The sequence below is a fragment of the Auraticoccus monumenti genome (assembly GCF_900101785.1).
GTDB classification, from domain to species: domain Bacteria; phylum Actinomycetota; class Actinomycetes; order Propionibacteriales; family Propionibacteriaceae; genus Auraticoccus; species Auraticoccus monumenti.
In genome coordinates this window covers 1,246,741-1,266,762 of the sequence record NZ_LT629688.1, presented here as the reverse complement: position 1 = coordinate 1,266,762, position 20,022 = coordinate 1,246,741, and the positions used below count along the sequence as shown (strand labels likewise).

At 72.7% G+C, this 20,022-nt stretch carries 18 protein-coding genes and 1 tRNA gene; 4 read left to right on the top strand and 15 right to left on the bottom strand.

Features of this window, described 5'->3' with window-relative positions; translation table 11 throughout:
- Window position 1: 1 nt before the first annotated feature.
- The gene (locus BLT52_RS05845; protein ID WP_090591507.1) at window positions 2-1,129 is read right to left on the bottom strand and encodes a polyprenyl synthetase family protein; all 1,128 of its coding nucleotides are present in this window, start codon (window positions 1,127-1,129) and stop codon (window positions 2-4) included.
- Complete coding sequence (idi, locus tag BLT52_RS05840; protein ID WP_090591505.1) at window positions 1,122-1,697, bottom strand: isopentenyl-diphosphate Delta-isomerase; 576 nt, start codon at window positions 1,695-1,697, stop codon at window positions 1,122-1,124. The genes BLT52_RS05845 and idi overlap by 8 nt, the downstream gene beginning before the upstream one ends.
- Window positions 1,698-1,939: 242 nt before the next feature.
- Between idi and BLT52_RS05835 the strand changes: the two genes are divergently transcribed.
- Both BLT52_RS05835 and BLT52_RS05830 read left to right on the top strand, forming a co-directional pair.
- Entirely contained in the window at window positions 1,940-2,647 is a 708-nt protein-coding gene (locus tag BLT52_RS05835) for a lysoplasmalogenase (RefSeq protein ID WP_090591502.1), read from the top strand.
- Window positions 2,648-2,819: 172 nt separating this feature from the next.
- Window positions 2,820-4,313 (top strand): sugar transferase, encoded by a 1,494-nt coding sequence (locus tag BLT52_RS05830; protein ID WP_157676996.1) that lies wholly within the window; start codon window positions 2,820-2,822, stop codon window positions 4,311-4,313.
- Window positions 4,314-4,591: 278 nt separating this feature from the next.
- Here BLT52_RS05830 and BLT52_RS05825 read toward each other — a convergent pair whose 3' ends face one another.
- Entirely contained in the window at window positions 4,592-5,293 is a 702-nt protein-coding gene (locus BLT52_RS05825) for a GAF and ANTAR domain-containing protein (RefSeq protein ID WP_157676995.1), read from the bottom strand.
- Window positions 5,294-5,465: 172 nt separating this feature from the next.
- On the opposite strand from BLT52_RS05825, the gene BLT52_RS05820 reads away from it, so the two are divergent.
- Window positions 5,466-6,269: a TetR/AcrR family transcriptional regulator C-terminal domain-containing protein gene (locus BLT52_RS05820; protein ID WP_090591496.1), complete on the top strand. Its 804-nt coding sequence runs from the start codon at window positions 5,466-5,468 to the stop codon at window positions 6,267-6,269.
- A 48-nt stretch (window positions 6,270-6,317) separates the two neighbouring features.
- Here the strand turns inward: BLT52_RS05820 and BLT52_RS05815 are convergent, their stop codons facing one another.
- The 12 genes from BLT52_RS05815 to BLT52_RS05765 form a co-directional block, all read right to left on the bottom strand.
- The gene (locus BLT52_RS05815; RefSeq protein ID WP_090591494.1) at window positions 6,318-6,770 is read right to left on the bottom strand and encodes an adenylyltransferase/cytidyltransferase family protein; all 453 of its coding nucleotides are present in this window, start codon (window positions 6,768-6,770) and stop codon (window positions 6,318-6,320) included.
- Entirely contained in the window at window positions 6,767-7,114 is a 348-nt protein-coding gene (locus BLT52_RS05810; RefSeq protein WP_090591492.1) for a hypothetical protein, read from the bottom strand. Before BLT52_RS05810 ends, BLT52_RS05815 begins: the two co-directional genes overlap by 4 nt.
- Before the next feature lie 241 nt (window positions 7,115-7,355).
- The gene (locus BLT52_RS05805; RefSeq protein ID WP_090591490.1) at window positions 7,356-7,898 is read right to left on the bottom strand and encodes a YbhB/YbcL family Raf kinase inhibitor-like protein; all 543 of its coding nucleotides are present in this window, start codon (window positions 7,896-7,898) and stop codon (window positions 7,356-7,358) included.
- A gap of 49 nt (window positions 7,899-7,947) precedes the next feature.
- Window positions 7,948-8,445 carry a hypothetical protein gene (locus BLT52_RS05800; RefSeq protein ID WP_197679209.1) on the bottom strand — a complete coding sequence of 166 codons (498 nt, stop codon included), beginning with the start codon at window positions 8,443-8,445 and terminating at the stop codon, window positions 7,948-7,950.
- 1 nt (window position 8,446) lies between these two features.
- Window positions 8,447-9,535, bottom strand: coding sequence for a ferritin-like domain-containing protein (locus BLT52_RS05795; protein ID WP_090591488.1), 1,089 nt, complete (start codon window positions 9,533-9,535; stop codon window positions 8,447-8,449).
- A gap of 3 nt (window positions 9,536-9,538) precedes the next feature.
- Window positions 9,539-11,395: a GMC family oxidoreductase gene (locus tag BLT52_RS05790; protein ID WP_090591486.1), complete on the bottom strand. Its 1,857-nt coding sequence runs from the start codon at window positions 11,393-11,395 to the stop codon at window positions 9,539-9,541.
- A gap of 78 nt (window positions 11,396-11,473) precedes the next feature.
- Window positions 11,474-13,015 (bottom strand): alpha-amylase family glycosyl hydrolase, encoded by a 1,542-nt coding sequence (locus BLT52_RS05785; protein WP_090591483.1) that lies wholly within the window; start codon window positions 13,013-13,015, stop codon window positions 11,474-11,476.
- Window positions 13,005-15,692, bottom strand: coding sequence for an MGH1-like glycoside hydrolase domain-containing protein (locus BLT52_RS05780; protein WP_090591482.1), 2,688 nt, complete (start codon window positions 15,690-15,692; stop codon window positions 13,005-13,007). The genes BLT52_RS05785 and BLT52_RS05780 overlap by 11 nt, the downstream gene beginning before the upstream one ends.
- Window position 15,693: 1 nt before the next feature.
- Window positions 15,694-16,599, bottom strand: coding sequence for a myo-inosose-2 dehydratase (gene iolE, locus BLT52_RS05775; RefSeq protein WP_197679207.1), 906 nt, complete (start codon window positions 16,597-16,599; stop codon window positions 15,694-15,696).
- 199 nt (window positions 16,600-16,798) lie between these two features.
- Window positions 16,799-17,530, bottom strand: a complete 732-nt coding sequence (locus BLT52_RS20730; RefSeq protein WP_157676993.1) for a TMEM175 family protein — start codon at window positions 17,528-17,530, stop codon at window positions 16,799-16,801.
- Window positions 17,531-17,532: 2 nt separating this feature from the next.
- Window positions 17,533-18,795: an FG-GAP repeat domain-containing protein gene (locus BLT52_RS20725; RefSeq protein WP_172803993.1), complete on the bottom strand. Its 1,263-nt coding sequence runs from the start codon at window positions 18,793-18,795 to the stop codon at window positions 17,533-17,535.
- A gap of 208 nt (window positions 18,796-19,003) precedes the next feature.
- Window positions 19,004-19,077 (bottom strand) — tRNA-Gly (locus BLT52_RS05765).
- A 163-nt stretch (window positions 19,078-19,240) separates the two neighbouring features.
- On the opposite strand from BLT52_RS05765, the gene BLT52_RS05760 reads away from it, so the two are divergent.
- A complete protein-coding gene (locus BLT52_RS05760; protein ID WP_090591477.1) occupies window positions 19,241-20,017 on the top strand; it encodes a DUF1707 SHOCT-like domain-containing protein in 777 nt (258 codons plus the stop codon).
- The last annotated feature ends 5 nt before the right edge of the window (window positions 20,018-20,022 follow it).

The following is a 20,022-nucleotide window of genomic DNA, read 5'->3' as shown; positions in this document are numbered from 1 at the left end:
GTCAGGCCTCCCGCCAGGCCAGGCTGCGGGCCATGGCCCGGAGCCCCTCGGCCGCCTCGGGTGCGACCTGCCCGTCGTCCAGCGCCTCGTCGGCCACCCGCACCTCGTTCGCGATCATGTCCTCCACCTCGTCACGCACCCCTGCCTCGACCATCGCGTCCAGCACGCCGGCGACCTCGTGCGGGTCCAGTGGTACCACGCTGCGCCCGTCCACCACCCGGCGCCAGTGCCCCGACAGCCGCTCCGCGGCCAGGGCCAGCACCACCGTCGGCTTGCCCGCCACCAGGTCGTCCCCGACCGGTTTGCCGGTCAGCCCGGGGTCGCCCCACAGCCCCAGCAGGTCGTCGCGCAGCGCGAAGGCCGCCCCGGCGTGACGGCCGTAGCGCAGCAGCGCGTGCTGGATCTCCAGCCCCCCGCCGGCGACCTGCACACCCATCTGGAGCGGGCGCTGCACGGTGTAGGCCCCCGACTTGGCCTCGGCCACCGACCGGGCGTGGGCCAGGTCCCGGCGGCCGGCGGCGGCGCCGGTGAGGTCGAGCCGCTGCCCCTGGACCAGCTCGAGCAGCGTGGTGCGGTAGGTGCTGCGGACCTCGGGCGGCAGCCCGGCGGCCAGGTGGTCGGCCTCGGCGTGGGCCAGGTCCCCGACCAGGATGGCGATGCTCTCCCCGAAGCGCTGGTCGCTCCCGCGTCCGCCGGCCCGACGGTGCAGGGCGGCGACGCCGACGTGGGTGGTCGGACGTCCCCGCCGCGAGGCCGACTCGTCCATCACGTCGTCGTGGACCAGGGCGAAGACGTGCAGCAGCTCCAGCGCGGCCGCGGCCTCGACCACGGTGGCGTGCTGGTCGGCTCGCCGGCCGGGTGCCGCCGTGGCGGCGAGCCAGCCCCAGTGCACCATCGCCGGGCGGATCCGCTTCCCGCCGGACTGCACGAGACGGCGCAGCAGCATCGGCAGGTCGTCGTCGATCACCCCGGGGGCCACGCCCGGGGCCAATCGGAACCAGGTCTCCTCGACGTCGGCCAGGACCTGCTCGAGCCGGCGGTCCAGGGCGTCGCGGGTCTCGCTCCAGGTCGGTGCCGACGCGGACGCCGACGCCCGTCCGTCGATCGCGGGGGTGCTCGTCTCAGCCACGTGCCTCCTCCGGCCGGGAGGGGGCCGCGGCGGGCCAGCTGCCGGGGGTGAAGCCGGTGTCCACCATGGCCGGGACGGCCAGCGCGGCCCAGGGGCTGAAGGCCGGCGGGGCGGCGGTGATGGCGGTGACCAGGTCGTCCCACGGCAGCCACGTCCACTCGGCCACCTCGTCGGGGTCGGCCAGCACCGCCCCGCGGACCCGGCCCACCCAGACCGGGCACAGCTCGTTCTCGACCACCCCGGAGGCGTCCACGGCGCGGTAGCGGAAGTCGGGCAGCACGCAGCGCAGGTCCTCCACCTGCACGCCGAGCTCCTCCCCGAGGCGGCGGACGATCGCGCCGGGCCCGTCCTCGTCGGGACGGGGGTGGCCGCAGCAGGAGTTGGTCCACACCCCGGGCCAGGTCCGCTTGGCCAGGGCGCGGCGGGTGAGCAGCACGCGGCCCTCGGGGTCGAAGAGGTGCAGCGAGAAGGCGAGGTGGAGGGGGGTGTCGTGGTCGTGCACCGCCAGCCGGGGGGCCTCCCCGACCACACGGCCGTCGTCGTCGACCAGCACCACAGCGTCCGTCACGAGCCACTCCTCCTGCGTCCTGACCCGAGGACGTCCTCACGACTCTCCCACGGGTCCTGCCTGGTGAACCACTACCCAGCCGTGCGTCCCGGTGCACCACCGTGGCGTCGCAGTTCTTCAGCCGACGGGGCCTCCGCGGATGCACCTGCAGCGCACCCGTCGCAGCCGGCGCAGGGGACCCGGGGCCACGGCGATCGGCCGGTTCGGTCGCCCTGCCGGAGGGCTGAGGCCATACTGTCCCCGTGCCCAACGCCGCCACCGACCGCACGTCGTGGTGGGCGGGCGTCCTCTACCTGCTGATCGGGGCGGTCCACCTGACGGGCCTGCTGGCCGGGTGGCCGAGCACCACGTACACCCAGTGGCTGCTGGTCCCGCCGCTGATCGCACACCTGCTGCTGCGCTGCCGCACCGTGCGCAGCCCGCTGGTGCGCTGGGCGGTGCTGGCGCTGGGACTGAGCTGGCTCGGGGACTCGTTGCCCACCCTGCTGCCCGAGCCGGCGCGGCTGCTGACCAGCATCGTCTTCTTCGGGCTGGCGCACGCCAGCTGGATCCTGGCCTTCCGCCCCTTCGTGCGGCACAGCATCCTGGCCAGCCGACCCCAGCTGCTGGTGCCCTACGCCATCGCCATGGTCGGGCTGATCGGGCTGTGCATCCCCGGCGCCGGGTCGTTGTGGCCGGCGGTGCTGGTCTACGGCCTGCTGCTGGTGACGATGCCGGTGCTGGCCACCGGGGTCGGCGTGCTGACCACCTGGGGCGGCATCGCCTTCGTGGTCACCGGGAGCCTGATGGCGGTGCGCGCCTTCGTGCCCGGCGTCCAGCTGCCCGGGGCCGACGCGATCATCATGGCCACCTACCTGGTGGCGCAGGGCCTGCTGGTCAGCGGGGTGCTGTCGGCGGGCTGGCGCGTCACCCGGAGGCCGTCGCACCCCGAGGTCGCCACCCGACGGTGAGACCTGGCACACATCTGGCGCTGGGGCGTCGTTTGGCAGCGCGATCCAGCCCTCGTCGCTAGAGTGAGCGATGCGCCTGTCGGGGGACGGCGCACCTCCTTCGGGAGGAATGATTCGGGGGAATCACTTCATGCCATTCATTGGCCCTGCTGTGCCTGCGCACGCCTCTGGCGTGCTGTTCCGGGAGAGCGAGAGCACCGGTTCGCTGCTCGTCCACACGCCGCCAGAGCCGGTCACCACCGGCACGTCGCCGTCCGGCCTCAGGCCGGACCGCCGTCGTCCTGACTGGTCGGCGCGCTACGCCGCCTGGTTGCTCTCCGCCGACGCCCTCTGCGGTCTCGCCGCCTGGGGTCTCGCGCTCACGGTCACCCAGCTGATCGGTCTCGGCGTCGCCCACCCCTGGTGGTGGGCGGTCGCCTGCGGCCTCCTCTGGGTCGTCCTGATCGGCTCCGGCCGCGGCTACGAGCGCTCCCGGCTGGGTCTGGGCAGCGACGAGGTCCGCGCCGTGCTGCACGCCGGGTCGCGCGCCGTGGCGGTCGCCGCCGTGGTGGCCGCGCTCCTGCAGGACACCGCGCTGCTCACCGTGATGGTGCTCGCGGCGCTGCTGGCCCTGCTCGGTGGCGTCCTGGTGCGACTGGCGCTGCGCCGCTGGCTGCACGCCCGCCAGCGCAACGGGCTCGACCTCCGCGACACCGTGGTGGTGGGCTCGCTGCCCCAGGTCACCGAGCTCGCCGACCAGCTGACCGGTGAGCCCGGCGCCGGCATGCGCGTCGTCGGGGTGTGCGTCCCCGACCACGAGATCGTCGAGGCCCGCGCGTCCGGGCTCACCGTCCTGGGCGGAACCGAGGACGTCCGCAGCGCCGTGCTGCGGCACGGCGTCCGGGTGGTCGCCGTGGCCAGCGGACAGCCGCCCCACTACCTGCGCGAGCTCGCCTGGTCCATCGAGGGCCTGGACACCCAGCTGCTGGTCCACCCCGGTCTGGTCGAGGTGGCCGGTCCGCGGATGCACATCCGGCCCTTCATCGGGCTGCCGCTGCTCGCCATCGAGCAGCCGCACTTCTCCGGCTGGCGGATCTCGGCCAAGCGGGTCACCGACCTGGTGCTCAGCAGCCTGGGCGTGCTCGTGGCCTCGCCGCTGCTGCTCGTCCTGACCCTGGCGATCCGCCTCTCCGACGGCGGCTCGGCGATCTTCAAGCAGACCCGGGTCGGGCACCAGGGCCGCACCTTCACGATGTACAAGTTCCGCTCGATGCACGTCGACGCCGAGGCGCGGCTGGCCGAGCTGATGGCGCAGAACGAGGGTGCCGGGCCGCTGTTCAAGATGGTCGACGACCCGCGCATCACCCGGGTCGGGAAGTTCCTCCGGCGCACGTCGCTGGACGAGCTCCCGCAGCTGTTCAACATCCTCAACGGCACCATGTCGCTGGTCGGGCCGCGACCGCCGCTGCCCAGCGAGGTGGAGGCCTACCAGCGCCCGGTGCGGCGCCGCCTCCTGGTGGTGCCGGGGCTGACCGGGCTCTGGCAGGTCAGCGGCCGGAGCTCGCTGAGCTGGGACGAGTCGGTCCGGCTCGACCTGCGCTACGTCGAGAACTGGACCCTCGCCCTGGACCTGCTCATCATCTGGCGCACGTTCTGGGCCGTGCTGGCCCGGCGCGGCGCGTACTGAGCACCTCCGACGGCATCCAGGGGGCCGCTGCAGGCGGAACACGACTGCAGAGCCCCTCGCCGCCACCACCGCCGGTCACCGACCGGCCCACAGACGCCACCAGCAGGGCCCGCTCCTCTCCCCCGAGAGCCCGCCCTGCTGGTGGCCCCCCGGGGGGACCCCCCTCGGCTCCCCGGGCGCAACCCCGGTCGCCGGCCGTCGGTACCCGACGGTCGGCGGTCGGGACCCTGCGCCCGGGTTCCTTGCCTGGTGACGCACGCCGGCTCCGGTCGACGCCCTCAGTCCGAGCTGGGCTGGGGTACCAGGGCCAGCTGGCGGGTGGACACCAGCTCGGAGGCGATGCTGAACAGCTTGCGGTTGTCGTGCTGGGACACCCGCTGCAGCAGGGCGAACGCCTCGCCGGCGGAGAGCCCGTAGCGTTCCATCACCAGGCCCTGGGCCTGTCCGATCACCGTGCGGCTGTCCAGCGCGATCCCGAGGTGGCGGATCTCGTGGCTGGAGGCCATCATCATGCTGATGTGGGTGGCCAACGCGCAGGCCACCGCGAGGTCGTCGCCGTCCAGGGCCCCTCGGCGTCCCCCGTAGAGGGTCAGCGCGCCGAACGTCCGGCCGTTGCCGGACAGCCTCAGCGACGCCGTCGCGGCGACGCCCAGCTGGTGCACCGAGGGCGCCCACGCCGGCCACCGGCGGTCAGCGGCGACGTCGCCGCTGACCACGAGGGGCCCGTGCCGGAGGGAGTCCAGGCACGGCCCCTCCCCGAGCTCGTGCTGCAGCAGGTCGCCCTGCAGCGCCACGTCGTCGGTGGCCGCGGCCGTGGTGACGACCTGCCCCTCCACCACGGTGATCCCTGCGGAGGAGCAGCCAGCGACCAGCTCCACGGCGGCGGTCACGGCCCGTTGCAGCCGCGCGGCGTCATCGGGCTCCTCGGTGATCTGGCGCACGCGCTCGGCCATCTCCTGCACCAACCGGTGGATCGACACGCACACCCCCTCCACGGGTCCCAGCCGTATGACAACGGATTACAGCGTAAGCCTAGACCCTCGACGGGCGCAGGTGGTCCCGATCATCCTGCCTCGCTGGGACGGATCTGGGGAGCCCCGCGGTCCGGGCCCCTGGACGGCAGGCACAATGGTCGCCGGAGGTGGTTGGACGATGAGCGCAGCTGCAGGCGGCGAGGACGGCCAGCACGCGCCGTCCCGCTCCCCCTCGCTCCGGGAACGGAACCGTGAGGCGGTGGTCGACGCGGACGCCGTCGTGGTGGACGGGGACGAGCCGCCGTCGGCGCGGGTGCCGCTGAGCCGCGAGCGCATCATCGAGGCGGCCATCGCCTACATCGACGAGCACGGCCTGCCCGGTCTGACGATGCGTCGCCTCGGCACCACCCTCGGGGTGGAGGCCATGTCGCTGTACCGCTACGTCGCCGCCCGTGAGGACCTGCTCGACGCGGTCGTGGAGACCCTGGTCGACGAGATGGAGCGCGACGCCGACGTCATCACCTCCCCCGAGCACGGGTGGCAGGACTTCCTGCAGCGCCTGGCCCACGGCGTGCGCAGGATCGCCCTAAGCCACCCCCAGGCGTTCCCGCTGGTGGCCTCCCGGCCGGCTGAGGCGCCGTGGCTGAGGCCCCCGCTGCGCAGCCTGCGCTGGGTCGAGACGTTCCTGGCCGGTCTGCACGCGGAGGGCTTCGGCGACGAGGCGGCCGTGGCGGCCTACCGCGCCTTCACCAGCTTCCTGCTCGGCCACCTGCTGCTGGAGGTCTCCGCACTCGGCGCCGACGTCGGGCCGCTGGACATCCTGTCCGACTCCGACGACAAGTCCCTCGAGCCGTACGCCCACGTACGACGCCTGGCGCCCTTCCTCAAGGAGGACCACTCCGCGGTGGAGTTCGAGGAGGCCCTGGAGAACCTGCTGGACCGGGTCGACCTGATCCGCACCGAGGAGCACCGCTCTTCCTGAGCGGGCGGCGCGACGGTCACCGCGGCTCGCGCCGGACGACCGCGGGCGTCAGCGGCTCTGGACCAGGCCTCGGAGCTTGGTGCTCGAGACGTGCGGCGTGTACGGGAAGAAGTGCACGTCGACGCCGACCGAGGCCATGTCCTGCTCGAGCTTGATCCCCTTGGGGGTGCCGATCCAGTCGTCACCCTTGAACAGGATGTCGAACCCGACCCGGCGCCACACCTCGAGCTTGTCGCTGGAGTGGTCGACCACGACGTCGTCCACCACGTCGATCGAGGCCACCACGCGCATCCGCTCCGCCAGCGGCACCACGGGGTGCTTCTGCTTGGCGGCGAAGAGCGCCTCGTCGGTGACCACGCCGACGACCAGGCGGTCGCAGTGGGCGCGGGCCCGGAGCAGGATGTTGAGGTGCCCGACGTGGAACATGTCCCACGCCCCCGGCACGTAGCCCACGACGGGTCGCGACGTCTCGACGGCGTCGGGGACCTGCTCCGCGCTCATGCGGAACGCGGGACCGCGCCGAGCGCGGTCCGCAGCTGGGTGGACAGGCTGAAGATCGCCGGCGTCAGCACCACGTCGGCGTCGGGTCGGAGCCAGTCGGACTCGCCCTCCACCGCGATCACCAGCATGGACTCCGAGAGGAGCTCGAACTCCGCCTCGTTGTGGATGACCGCCCGGTCGACACCGCGCAGGTGGTTGGCCAGGATCAGCCGCTCCTCGACACCGATCACCGGCACGCGCCCCGTGCAGGCACGGATGTCGTCGTCGGTCAGGACACCCACGACCAGGACGTCGCAGAGTGCGCGCGCCTGGGCGATGAGGTCGAGATCGCGCACGTTGAGCATGTCAAGAGCGCAGGCCAGATAGCCGTACTGCATTAGGACTCCCCCGAGTTCTCGGTCCCGCGCGCAACCCCCGTCGGGCGCTGGAACCGAGACCACTGTAGCGACTCGCACCGACTCGTGTGGCGAAACGGGGCTGATGAGCCACGACCAGGTGGCGGGGAGGTGAACAGGCTCCTCCAGGGGAACGGGCAGCGCCCACCACTCCGCGCCGGACCTGCGCGGGTGGTGGGCGCTGCCGACCTCAGGCCGCCGGGGTCTCGGCGGTGGCGACGAGGTGGGCGCGGGCCAGGACGTGCCCGGCCACCGTGAACCCGAGGAAGGCCGGGGTGCCGTCCCGGGCGACGCCGATCTCGGCGACGTCCAGGGCGGTCACGGTGACGAAGTAGCGGTGCGGGCCGTGGCCGGGCGGCGGCGCGCCGCCGACGTAGCGCGCCATCCGGGCGTCGTTGGGCAGCTGGAAGGCCCCGGCGGGCAGCTGCGCACCGGTCTCGTCACCGGCGCCCTCGGGCAGCGACGTCACCGCCGCGGGGACGTTGGCCACCGCCCAGTGCCAGAACCCCGACCCGGTGGGGGCGTCGGGGTCGTAGACGGTGACGGCGTAGCTGAGGGTGGCGGCCGGAGCCCCGGACCACGACAGCGCGGGCGAGACGTCCTGCCCGCCCGGGACGCCGAAGAGGCCGGAGAGCTGGGCCGGCGCCCAGGCCGCCCCGTCCTGGACCGAGGAGCTGGTCAGCTCGAAGGTGGGGACGACGGGCAGCCGCGCGTAGGGGTCGTTCGGGGTCATGGGGTGCTCCTGCTCGGGTCGGTCGGGTGGGTGCCAGGTGCTGACGTGGTCAGGTCAGCTCGATGCGGGGCGGGCCGACCCAGCTGCCGAACCCCTGGCCCTTGGCCCCCGGCGGGTTGGCGCCGATGGTGGGCCACAGCAGGCCCTCGGTGTAGGAGGCCGGTGAGACGACGTGGGTGGGGAGCTGCTCCCTGGTGGCGAACCGGTCCCGCCAGTCCTGGGGCAGCTCGTACCAGGTGCCCACGAACCACATCTTGATCAGGTTGCGCGCGACCGGCCCCAGCAGCTCGTCGCTGAGCACCAGCGCACGCAGCCGCCGGTCGAGGACCGCCGGGTCGCCGGCCGCCTCCTGCTCCACCACCGCGAAGGCGGTGAGCAGCCGGCCGAGGACCTCCTCGCCGACCGCCGAGCGGACCGTGGCCAGGTACGGCTCGGCCTGGCCGGTGCCGAGCAGCCGGAAGCGGGAGTAGCCGGTCAGGGTCGCCGACAGCCCGAGGAAGGCCGCCTCGACGTCCGGGGTGGGCGTGGTCACCGCGTCCTCGGCCACGTCAGGCCACCGTCACGGCAGCAGCGGCGGCGGCGCTCACGAGCGCCGGACCGCGGAAGATCGGCGACGCGTTCACGCCCGGCCGTCCCGGCATCGGGTTGCGGATGATCTGCGTGGCGAGCTCCCTGATCCGGAACATGTCGGCGACCGCCGGGACCAGCAGCTCCGGGCTCCCGCCGAAGGCCTCGGTGAGGCGGGCCAGGAAGGCGCCGTAGGCCGCGCTGTGGGCCAGGACCGCGTCCTCGAGCTCCCCGGTCCCGGTGTAGTCGGTGAAGTCCGCGTCGGCCAGGACGGGGTAGACCGCGCTCCAGTCCACGTCGAGCTCGGGCCCGCTGGGCCGTCCCGCCTCGTCCCCGGGCTGGTAGTAGCGGCCCAGCAGCAGCTGCTGGAAGCGGTAGTAGTGGGCGAGCTCGCCCTCCTCGTCGAAGATCCCCCCGCCGAGGCCCTCCCCCTGCTCGCTGATGACCCGCATCGCCGCCTCGGCGGAGTCCAGGTCGGTGACCCGCACGACCGCCGCACCACCGGAGTAGTAGTACTCCGGGCCGACCTGGCGGGCCGGGTCGCCGGAGAACAGCGCGTCCCCGAGCTGGGCGTGCAGACGGGCCAGCCCCTCCCCGATCTCGGCGTAGAACTCACCGATGCTGAAGAAGTGCAGGTCGTCCTCGTGCGCGTCCACCGTGGGCAGCAGCGCCAGCTCGGAGCGTTCGCGGTCGACGAAGCGCTGGTCCTCGGCCTCCGCGGGTCGCTCGATCTTGAGGAAGCCCTCGATCGTCTCCGGCGAGAAGGCGCGGGTACCCACCTCGAAGTCCTCCTCCCCGTCGGGGAGGTGGCAGGGGTAGACCGGCACGAAGCCGTCCGCGGTCAGGTCGGGCACGCCCCCGACGGCGTTGAGCAGGTTGGCCGCGAGCGTCAGGTGCAGCATCTCCTCCACCGCGACCACCCGGATCACCCGGCTGGCGTCGGGGTTGGTCGCCGGGTGCATGGAGTACAGCGCGGTGAGGTAGGGCGGGATGGTGGCGTGCTCGAGCTGGAGGGCGACCTGCAGGTACTGGTGCAGGTCCTCGACGGTGGCGATGCGGCGGAGGGTCATGGGTCAGGCCCCGATCGTGACGGAGGGACGGGTGGTGAGCGCGGAGGCGATGTGGTCGGCCGTGCGGAAGGAGAGGGCGGCCAGCGTCAGGGTGGTGTTCGAGGTCCCGATGCTGGGCATGCTGCCGGAGCCCACGAGGTAGAGGTTGTCGTGGTCCCAGGAGCGCTGGTGGTCGTCGACCACCGAGTCCCGGCTGGAGGTGCCCATGATGTGGGTGCCCGACCAGTGGTTGCCGCCGCGGACCACGTAGCCCTCGCCCTGGTGGGCGACGAAGCCGGGGTCGAGCGGGTCGTAGTGCGTCCTGTCCTCGGCCCCCAGCCGCTGGAAGAGCCGGCGGGAGACCCGGCGGCTGGCCGAGACGGCGTCCATCGTGTACTCCGGCAGCGAGTAGGACAGCACCGGTCGCAGGTTGCCCAGGGCGTCGGTGTAGCGCCCGTCGACGGTGATGCGGTTGCTCGGCTCGGGGGGCAGGTCGATCATGAACGAGAGCATCAGCTGGCGTGAGACGCGGTCCACGACCCGGCGCCGCAGGGTCTCCCCGTAGGCGTTGCCGTCGTCCACCAGCTCCAGCAGGTCGGAGTAGGGCGAGCCGGTGGGCCAGGACCAGCCGTCGTTGTGGATGCTCACCCGCATCGCCGCGTGGCGGCTGCGGAACCCGCCGGAGCGGAAGTCCTCGATGCCGGAGGTGCACTGCGACCCCCTCATCGTCCCGGCGATCTCGGGCAGGGTGGCCCAGGTGAGCAGGTAGGCGTGGTCCATCAGGTTGCGCCCCACCAGCCCGCTGCTGCCGGGCAGCCCCGAGGCCAGCAGCAGCCGGGCGTTCTCGACCGGGTTCGCGGCCAGCACGTACGTCGTCGCGCGGAGCGAGCCGGTGACGTGGTCCGGTGAGGACGTCGAGCCGTAGGCCTGGTAGTCCACGTGGCTGATCCGGCCGTCCTCCCCGACGTGCACCTTGGAGGCGACGGTCTGGGTGAGGATGTCGATCCGACCGGTGCGGAGCCCGATGGAGAGCGTCTTGCGGGCGTTGTACTTGGCCTGCACCGGGCACAGCGGCACGCAGTTGATGTTGCCCTGGCACCGGTCGCCCTGGTCGATCTGGTGGGTGCTGACGGCCCCGACGGGGACGTAGCCACGGCCGCCGTCGTAGGCCGCGTTGGGCATCGAGTTGCGGGCCTGGGCGGTCGGGCGCACCGACACCGTGCAGGCGGTGTCCTCGAGCTGGATCACGGTGCCGTCGAGGTCCCGGGCCAGGATCGAGTCCAGGTAGGACGGCGGCAGCCCGTGCATCGGGAACACGTAGTCCGGCGGGAACGTGATGCCGTAGAAGGTCTGGTCCTCGACGTCGGCCGACACCCCCAGCTCGCGCTCGGCCCGGCGGTAGTGCGGCTCGAGGTCGTCGTAGCCGATGGGCCAGTCACGCCCCTGCCCGAACCGGGTCCGCATCTCGAAGTCCTCGGGGAGCATGCGCATGGCCTTGCCCTCCCAGTGCATCGTCGTGCCACCCAGCACCCGGGTGTAGACGCTGTCCATCTCGTAGGGCCCGTTCTGGACCAGGTAGCCGGTGGAGTCCGGGTGGCCGGCCTGCAGCCGCCGGACGTCGGGGGACCGGGGCATCGGGGCGTTGGGGTTCACCTCGTAGGCGGAGTTGTTCTCCTTGGCCGCCGCCGAGTAGAAGCGGGTCAGGTAGGAGTCGTAGTCGGCCACCGACAGCTCCTCCCCCGGCCCGGCCTCCACCACGAGCACGTGCAGACCGCGCTCGGCGAGGGAACGGGCGATGATGGCGCCGCTGACCCCGGAACCGACGACGAGCGCGTCGTAGAGGGTGCTGGCGGCGGTGGCGTGGTCGGTCTCAGCGGGCACGGTCGGCCTTCCGGGGGAGGTGGGGCGCGGGGTGGGGGACGTCGGGGTCGGCGGGCGGCCTGCGGCCGGGACGAGGGCTCACGTCGGCTCCTCCACGGGGGAGACCGCGAAGACGTTGCAGCCCGACGCCGGCAGGTCGAGGAAGAGCCCGTCGGCGGCGAGGTCGGCCCCGTCGCGGTCGTAGACGGTGCCGGGGTGCAGCCGGTCGGTCAGCCGCAGGGTGCCGGCGTCGGGCAGCAGACCCCTCAGCACGACCCGGGTCTGGGCCTGCTCGGCGCTGAGGTTGACCGCCACCAGCCAGCGCAGCGGCAGCCCCGGCGCCGTCGACCACCCGGTGACCACGTAGGCGTCGGAGGTGGGGTTGCCCGGCCAGGCCGGGGCGGTGTCGAGGAGCTGCCAGTGGCCCGTGCGCAGCACCGGGTCGGCGAGCACGGCCAGCAGCCGCTCGTAGAGGTCCCGCACGGCGGGGTCGGGCTCCTCGACCGGACGCCGTCGCAGGTGCAGCGGCGCCTTGACCCGTCGCCCCTCCAGCTGGCCCTCGTGCAGGAACCGCAGCCCCGTGCCGAGGAAGGTCACCACCGCAGCCGCCTCGTGCTGGAGGAGGTCAGGGAGGATCGCCGCCGCCCGCGGCTCGTCGTGGTTCTCCAGGAACCGGGCGGAGCGGTGCTGGAAGTCGGGGTCGGCCATCAGGTGCCCGCGGACGGCGGACGCCTCGCCGCTGCGGAGGCGGTCGTAGAGCCGCTTGTCGTAGGTGAGGTCGAACCCGTGCTGCTGGAGCTGCCACTCCATGTCCCAGTACACCTCCGCCATCAGCAGGAAGCCGGGGTGGCGGCGACGCACCGCGGCGATGGCCCCGGGCCAGAACGCGGTGTCCACCGGGGTGGCGCCGTCGGGCGGGAGCGAGCGGTCACCCCAGGTGGCGGCGAAGACCTCCGGCTCGAGCAGCATCGCCATGTCGCACCGGACCCCGTCGCAGCGGTCGGCCACCCCCTCCAGCTCCGCAGTCATCGCCGCCCGCAGGTCGGGGTGGCGGTAGTTGAGCTGGGCGGTGTCGGGCCAGCCGTCGAAGTAGGGGTCGCGGCCGTGCGCGACCACCCGCTCCCCCACCCGGAACCAGTTCTGCGGCTGCGCCGTCAGGTCGGCCTCGGAGCCGACGACGTAGCGGTGCGGGGCGTCCTCCAGCCAGGGGTGGTCGGGCGCGGTGTGGTTGGGCACGAAGTCCAGCAGCAGACGCAGCCCGCGCCCGGCCAGCCGGGTCCGGAGCCGGGCCAGGGCCGCGTCGCCGCCGAGGTCGGTGTGCACGGCGTAGTCGACGACGGCGAACGGGGACCCGACGACGTCCTCGGGGGTGAAGTCGGGCAGCACCTCGCGGTACCCCGCCAGCCACCCGGGCTCGGTCGCGGAGACGGCACGCCCGGCCGGCCCCGTCTGCCACACGCCGAGCATCCACACCCAGTCGAACCCGCGGGTGGCGATGTCGTCGAGGAAGGCGTCGGGGACGTCGTCGAGGGTGACCGCGCGACCGAGGTCGAGTCCGAGCTCGTGCAGCAGGACCCGGGTGTTCACCTGGTACAGCAGCGGGTTCAGCCGGTCCGCGGCCGCCCCGGCGTCAGCCGACATCACGGCGGAACAGCGTCGTGGAGGGGTGGGTCCGGGTGTCGCCGAGGACGGTGGCGGCGTCGATGGTGCCGAAGAGCTGGACCAGCTTGGCCACCAGCCCGGTCCACCCGGTCTGGTGCGAGGCCCCGATCCCGGCGCCGTCGTCACCGTGGAAGTACTCGTAGAACAGCAGGTTGTCCCGCCAGTGCGGGTCGGTCTGGAACAGCTCGACCCCGCCGAACACCGGACGCCGGCCGCCCTCGTCGGGCACGAAGATCGACACCAGCCGGTCGGCGAGGTCCGCGGCCACCTCGAACAGGGTGTGCTGCTGGCCGGAGCCGGTCGGCAGCTCGACGGTGAAGTCGTCGCCGTAGTACAGGTAGTACTGCAGCAGCGCCCGGATGATCATGAAGTTCACCGGCATCCAGACCGGGCCGCGCCAGTTGGAGTTGCCGCCGAACATGCCGCTGTCGGACTCGCCGGGGAGGTAGCCCACACCGAACTGCTGGCCCTGGACCTCCATGGCGAAGGGGTGGTCGCGGTGGAAGCGCGAGAGCGCGCGGACCCCGTGCGGGCTCAGGAACTCCTCCTCGTCCAGCAGGTAGCCGAGCACGCTCCGCAACCGGTCCTCGTCCAGCAGCGTGAGGATCCGTCGGTTCCCGACCCCGGGCAGCAGGGGGTCGGAGATCTGGCCGAGCAGGTCCGGGTGGCGGCGCATGAACCCGGCCAGCCGGTCGTCGAGAACCCCGAACGACTCGGCCGGGACCACGGTCACCGCGCACAGCGGGACCAGGCCGACCATCGACCGGACCCGCAGCCGCTCACCGGATCCGTCGGGCAGGCGCAGCTGGTCGTAGAAGAACCCGTCCTCCTCGTCCCACATGCCGTCACCGCGCTCCATCGCGGCGCAGATGTAGAGGAAGTGCTCCAGGTACTTCAGGGCGGTCCCCTCGTAGCCGGGGTCGGTCCTGGCTAGCTCGAGGGAGAGCTCCAGCATGCTCTGGCAGTACAGCGCCATCCAGGCCGTGCCGTCGGCCTGCTCCAGACGGCCGCCGGTGGGGAGCTGGGCGGCGCTGCGGTCGAAGACGGCGATGTTGTCCAGCCCGAGGAAGCCACCCTCAAAGGTGTTGGCGCCGTTGACGTCCTTGCGGTTCACCCACCAGGTGAAGTTGAGCGCCAGCTTGGCGAAGGTGTCGCTGAGGAAGGCGTGGTCGTCCTCGGCACCGGTGTCGACGGCCTGCACGTGGCTGAACAGCGTGGCCAGCGCGTGCACCGGCGGGTTGACGTCGGAGAAGTTCCACTCGTAGGCCGGGATCTGCCCCGACGGGTGGAGGTAGTGCTCGCCGAGGAGCAGCTGGAGCTGGTCACGGGCGAAGGTGGTGTCGACCATCGCGAGCGACATCGTGTGGAAGGCCAGGTCCCAGGCGGCGAACCAGGGGTACTCCCAGCAGTCGGGCATCGAGATGATGTCGCCGCAGACCATGTGGAACCAGCGGGCGTTGCGGTGGTCGAGACCGGCCTCGTCGCGCAGCGGGTGCACCCCGCGCTGGCTCAGCCACCGGTCCAGGTCGTAGCAGTAGAACTGCTTGGACCACAGCATCCCCGCCAGGGCCTGCCGCATCACCCGCGCGGGCTCGGCGCCCACCGTGGGCGGAGTGATGGAGGTGTAGAACTCGTCGGCCTCCTGCCGGCGCGTGGTCAGCACCTGGTCGACGTCCTCGCCCAGGCCGGACCGCGGGGCGTCGGTGGTGAGCCGCAGCCGCATGGTGACCGACTCCCCGGCCCCCACGACCGCGCGCCGGCGCAGGGCGATCTTGGTGCCGGTCAGCCCGGGGTCGACGGTCTCGGGGCGGCCGGTGACGACGGCGTCGTTGATGCCGTCCTTGACGTACGGCGTGGGGTTGGTGCCGCCGGCCAGACGCGCCCAGTTGCTCTCGTTCTCGGTGGCCAGGACGTCGACGTCGCCCTCCCAGATCAGGCGGTAGGGGCCGAGGTCGGGGCAGTCGACCAGGACCTGGCGGCTGGCCGGGTCGGCGGTCAGCCGGGGCCGCGGGGCCTGCTCGTCCCCGGACCAGGTGTTGCGCAGCCACAACGTGGGCAGCAGGTGCAGCGCGGCCGGGTCGGGTCCCCGGTTGGTGGCGGTGACCTGCACCAGCACGTCCTCGGGGCCGGCCTTGGCGTAGACCACCTCCACGTCGAAGTAGCGCTGGTCGTCGAAGATCCCGGTGTCGACCAGCTCGTACTCGGGCTCCTGCTTGCCCCGGGCGGCGTTGGTGCGCAGCAGGTCCTCGTAGGGGTAGGCGGCCTGCGGGTACTTGTACAGCCCCTTCATCCAGGAGTGGGTCGGTGTGGAGTCCTGGTAGAAGTAGTACTCCTTGACGTCCTCGCCGTGGTTGCCCTCGCTGTTGGTCAGGCCGAACAGCCGCTCCTTGATGATCGGGTCGGCCTCGTTCCACAGGGCCAGGGCGAAGCACAGCTGTTGGCTGTCGTCGCTGATCCCCAGCAACCCGTCCTCGCCCCACCCGTAGGCGCGGGAGCGGGCGTGGTCGTGGGGGAAGGAGTCCCAGGCGTCACCGCCCGGCGAGGTGTCCTCGCGGACGGTGCCCCACTGCCGGTCCGACAGGTAGGGGCCCCACCGCCGCCAGGGCGCCGTCCCGGTGTTGGCCTCGGTCAGACGGCCGTCCTCGGCGGTGGCCACGTCAGAGACCAGCCAGGTCGGCGATGTGGCGGCGGGCGGCGCGGAAGACCTCGAGCGGGTGCGCGGTCGCCGGGTCCTGCTCGGCCTCCACGACCAACCAGCCGGACCAGCCGTCGTCGGCCAGCTTCCGCAGCAGCGGGGCGAAGTCGATGCACCCCTCGTCGTCGCCGGGCACGGTGAAGATGCCCTGGCGCAGGGCGTCCCAGAAGCTCAGCGACTGCTCGTGCATCCGGTCCAGCACCGGCTGGCGGAGGTTCTTCAGGTGCACGTGCCCGATCCGGCCCTCGTGCTTGGTCAGCACCTCCATCGGGTCGCCGCCGCCCACGAGCAGGTGCGCCGTGTCCAGCAGCAGGAAGGTCTCGCCGGGCGTCGTGTCGGCCATCAGCCGGTCGATGTCCTCCGACGACTGCACCCCGGTGCCGGTGTGGTGGTGGTAGTTGATCCGCAGCCCGTGCTCGGTGGCGATCCGGCCCATCTCACCCAGACCCCGGACCATGGCGTCCCACTGCGCGTCGTCGAGGACCGGACGGTTGGCCAGCGCTGGCACGGGCTGCTGGTGCACGGCCCCGGTCACCTCGGCCACGTAGACGTCCTGCAACCCGATCGCGGTGAAGAACGGGATCTGGGCGCGGAACGCCTCGAGGGTCTGCTCGTAGGCCCCACCCCGGGAGGCGAACCAGGTGGAGACCCAGCCACCGGAGGGGGAGAGCCCGCGGACGGCGAGGGCGGCGTTGAGGGTGGCGGCGTCGCTGGGGTAGGTGCTCCCCAGCTCGGTGCCCTCGTACCCGGCGAGGGCCATCTCGCTGATGATCTGCTCGAACGAGGTCCCCCGTCCGAGCTCGGGGAGGTCGTCGTTCACCCACGCGTTGGGCACGGCGGCGACACGGACGGATCCGGGTGGGAACACGGCAAATCCTCTCAACGGCTATCAGTAGGAGTCGTTGATCTGCCACTCGCGTGGCCCCCGGACCAGCTCAACCCGAGCGGCTCCAGACCCTGGACGGGCCGGGAACCACCTGGTGGCAGGAACCTAGCGGGCCGGGAGCCCGGGTGGGAGATCGACCGACCGGTCGTCTCGCAGAATTCACGTGCGCCCGACGTGGCGGTCACCGCGCGGCCAGCCGGGAGCGGATCAGCCGGGCCACCCGACCGCTGAGCAGGAGCAGCAGCAGCGGGAGGTAGCCGGCGAGGGGGAAGACCAGCGAGATCAGCAGCGCCAGCACCATGGTGGCCGTGGCGGTGATCGAGCTGAGCGGGTCCGTCGGCGCCCGGCCGTCCCCGATGGCGGGCCGGGCGGCGACCCTCAGGGCGGTCAGGGTGAGGCAGAGGCTGCTCAGGACCATGGTGGCGATGTACAGCGGCTCGGTCATGTCGCCCTCGCTGGAGGCGGCCACCAGGGCCGTCGGCACCGGCAGCACGACCACGGTCAGCGCCCAGGCGACGAGGTAGCGGATCACCACCGGGTCCGGCACCACGACGGTGCGCACGATCCGGTGCTGGGCGAACCAGAGCTGGGTGATCACCAGGAAGCTGAGCAGGAAGTTGAAGACCTCCCCGGTGTGGGCGGCGAGGAGCTCGGTCAGCGACCGCTCGGGGAACTCGTCGGCGATCTCGGCCAGCGGCAGGATGAGCAGGGTCACCGCGATGGCCACGATGGCGTCGATGAAGGTGAGGAAGCGGTCGAGGTCGCGGTCCCGGTCGACGGGGGCGGGCTCGTGCCCGCCGGGGACGGCGGGCGCCACCGGACCGGCGTGGTGCTCCCGCGCCCGCTCCCCCGCAGCCCGCTCCTCCGGGGCCACGGCCTGGTCGGCCGGGATCGGGTCGCGGCGCTCGGTCACCGTCAGCCACCCAGCGGGAGCGCCGGGATGGCCGGCGTGCCGGGGACCGCCGCGCCGTAGCGGTTGAGGAACAGGACCAGCTGGGGGTCCTCGCAGAGGAAGTAGCCGGGCACGTAGTAGCCGAGCGTGGCGAAGTCCAGTCGGCCGTCCCCGTCGAAGTCGGCCACCGCGATCCGGGCGGCCGAGGCCTCGGAGAGCCGCGTCTTCTCGTACACCCCGGCGCGGACGTCGCTGAACTTGTACAGGAACACCCCCTGGTGCGGCATCGGACCGCGCAGGGCCACCAGCAGCTCGTCCTCGCCGTCGCCGTCGAAGTCGGCGCAGACCACGTGGTGCGCCGGCCCCTCGCCGGCCTCGTTGGGCTCGCCGAACACCTCGAGCACCCGGCGCTCCCAGGTGCCACCCACGACGCCGTCGTGGGTCCCCTCCCGGGTGTACAGCGCGAGGGTGTTGCCGTGGAAGGGCTCGACGGCGGCCATGAAGGCGTACGGGTCGTCCCCGAGGCGGCCGATGGCGATGTTGCCGCTGCCCTTGTAGCCGGTGCGCTCCTGCTGGGTCGTCTCCCCGGTGTGCAGGACGTGACGCTGCCAGCTGCCGCTGCCGTCCACCCCGAACCAGACCAGCCCCTCCTCGCAGGCCAGCAGCACGGCGTCCAGGCCGGCCGGCGAGGGCGCTCCGAAGTGGCCCAGCTGGGCGGCGTGGATGACGCGGAAGCTGGTCTCGTCGACCGGCTGCGCGGCCCACTCCCCCGCCTCGAGGTCGTCGGGGCGGTCGTAGAGCACCACCTTGATGGGTGCGTGCAGCGCGTCCAGCCCGGATGCCTGGCCGACGACCGGCAGCGCCAGCAGCTGCTGACGGTCGGGGTCGGTGAAGTGGCCGAGCCGGAGCCGGTGGGTGGAGCCGAGCTGGCCGATCGGTCGGGCCGTCCACTCCCCGCCGGCCGGTCCGGGGTTCTCCAACCAGGAGATGCGCCCGTCGGCGGGGGTGGCGACGAACATCGTCGGGGCGTAGTCGTGGCAGATGACCAGGTCGCGCCGCCCGCTGCCGGAGACGTCACCCTGGTCCAGCGAGACGGGTCGGGAGAAGGAGTGGATCGGCTGCTTGCTCCAGTCCGGGTTCCGGTACCAGGAGACGTGCCCCTCGCTCAGCCCGGAGGTCAGGATGTCCGGGCGGCCGTCGCCGTCGACGTCCACCGCCTGGATCCAGTAGCCGTCGGTCAGTCCGGACTCGATGACGTGCTCGTCGAAGGCGGGGTCGGGCGCCACGGGGGTCCTCTTCGGGTCGTGCGCGGCGGCTGGGCGCCGGGCGGCGGGTCGGGTTCCGAACCACCAGGAACCCCCGTCACCCGGCGGACGTCCGCACCCGGCACGCCGGGACCGGTCGGCTGGACCGGTCGGGGAGGGCTGCGAGCAGAAGTCGAGCGTGAGCATAGCGGCCGGCTGCCTCGTCGCGCACCGGTGCCAGCCGACGTGTTGGAGCGGATGACGGGAATCGAACCCGCACCATCAGCTTGGGAAGCTGAAGTTCTACCATTGAACTACATCCGCGCACGGTCCTCCGGGGGCGCTGACCCCGTTCGACCGGTAGGGAGTCTAGCGCATCCTCCCCCCGGGGTTGAAGTCGTTCCCCGGTCGGGGGCAGCCCTGAGGGCTCCCCCAAAGTCGGCTGCGACCGTGGCCAGAGACCGGGGGCCCGGCTTAGCGTGGGGACGTGAACCCTTCCGTCGAGCAGGACCAGCAGGCCGGTTGGCCGCTGATGGACGCGACCTCCGCCGGGGCCCAGCAGGACCGCGGACCGGGGACCTCCGGGGACGCCGTGCGCGACCCCGGACCCACCCCCCCGACCCTGCAGACGCAGTCCGGCGGGCTCCGTGCCTCCGACGCCGACCGGGCCAAGGTGGCCAACGTGCTCAGCACCGCCTACGCCGAGGGGCGTCTCACCCACGAGGAGCACGACGAGCGCCTCGACCTGGCGATGCGGGCCCGCACCTTCGAGGACCTGGTGCCGCTGACCACCGACCTGGTGCCGCTGGACCGCCCGCTGGCCACCACCCGCGAGCGGAGCGCGACCGGGCCCCTGGTCGAACCCGGTGCCGCCACCAGCGACCCCGACCGCTTCGTGGCCGTCTTCGGTGGCTTCGAGCGCAAGGGCCAGTGGCGGGTCCGGCGCGACAACCAGCTGCTCACCCTGTTCGGGGGCGGCGAGCTCGACCTCACCGAGGCCACCTGGGAGGGCGAGCAGATCGAGATGACCGGCCTCACCGTGTTCGGCGGGGTGGAGATCACCGTGCCCGAGGGGGTCGCGGTCCGCAACGAGACCGTGGCGATCTTCGGGGGCGCCGAGGTCGACGTCCCGCCCGCGCCGGCCGGCTCGCCGACCCTGGTGGTCAAGGGGCTCTGCCTGTTCGGCGGGGTGTCGGTGAAGGTGCGCCGGAAGGGGAAGGGCAAGGCCGAGCGCGCCGCCCGCAAGCACGGCTGCGGGCACTAGGCTGA

Excerpts from the sequence above, each read along its gene's own strand:
- BLT52_RS05820 (WP_090591496.1), top strand. The coding sequence starts at position 5,466 with ATGAGCGCAGCTGCAGGCGGCGAGGACGGCCAGCACGCGCCGTCCCGC.
- BLT52_RS05815 (WP_090591494.1), bottom strand. The coding sequence starts at position 6,770 with ATGAGCGCGGAGCAGGTCCCCGACGCCGTCGAGACGTCGCGACCCGTC.
- BLT52_RS05810 (WP_090591492.1), bottom strand. The coding sequence starts at position 7,114 with ATGCTCAACGTGCGCGATCTCGACCTCATCGCCCAGGCGCGCGCACTC.
- BLT52_RS05805 (WP_090591490.1), bottom strand. The coding sequence starts at position 7,898 with ATGACCCCGAACGACCCCTACGCGCGGCTGCCCGTCGTCCCCACCTTC.
- BLT52_RS05795 (WP_090591488.1), bottom strand. The coding sequence starts at position 9,535 with ATGACCCTCCGCCGCATCGCCACCGTCGAGGACCTGCACCAGTACCTG.
- BLT52_RS05785 (WP_090591483.1), bottom strand. The coding sequence starts at position 13,015 with ATGTCGGCTGACGCCGGGGCGGCCGCGGACCGGCTGAACCCGCTGCTG.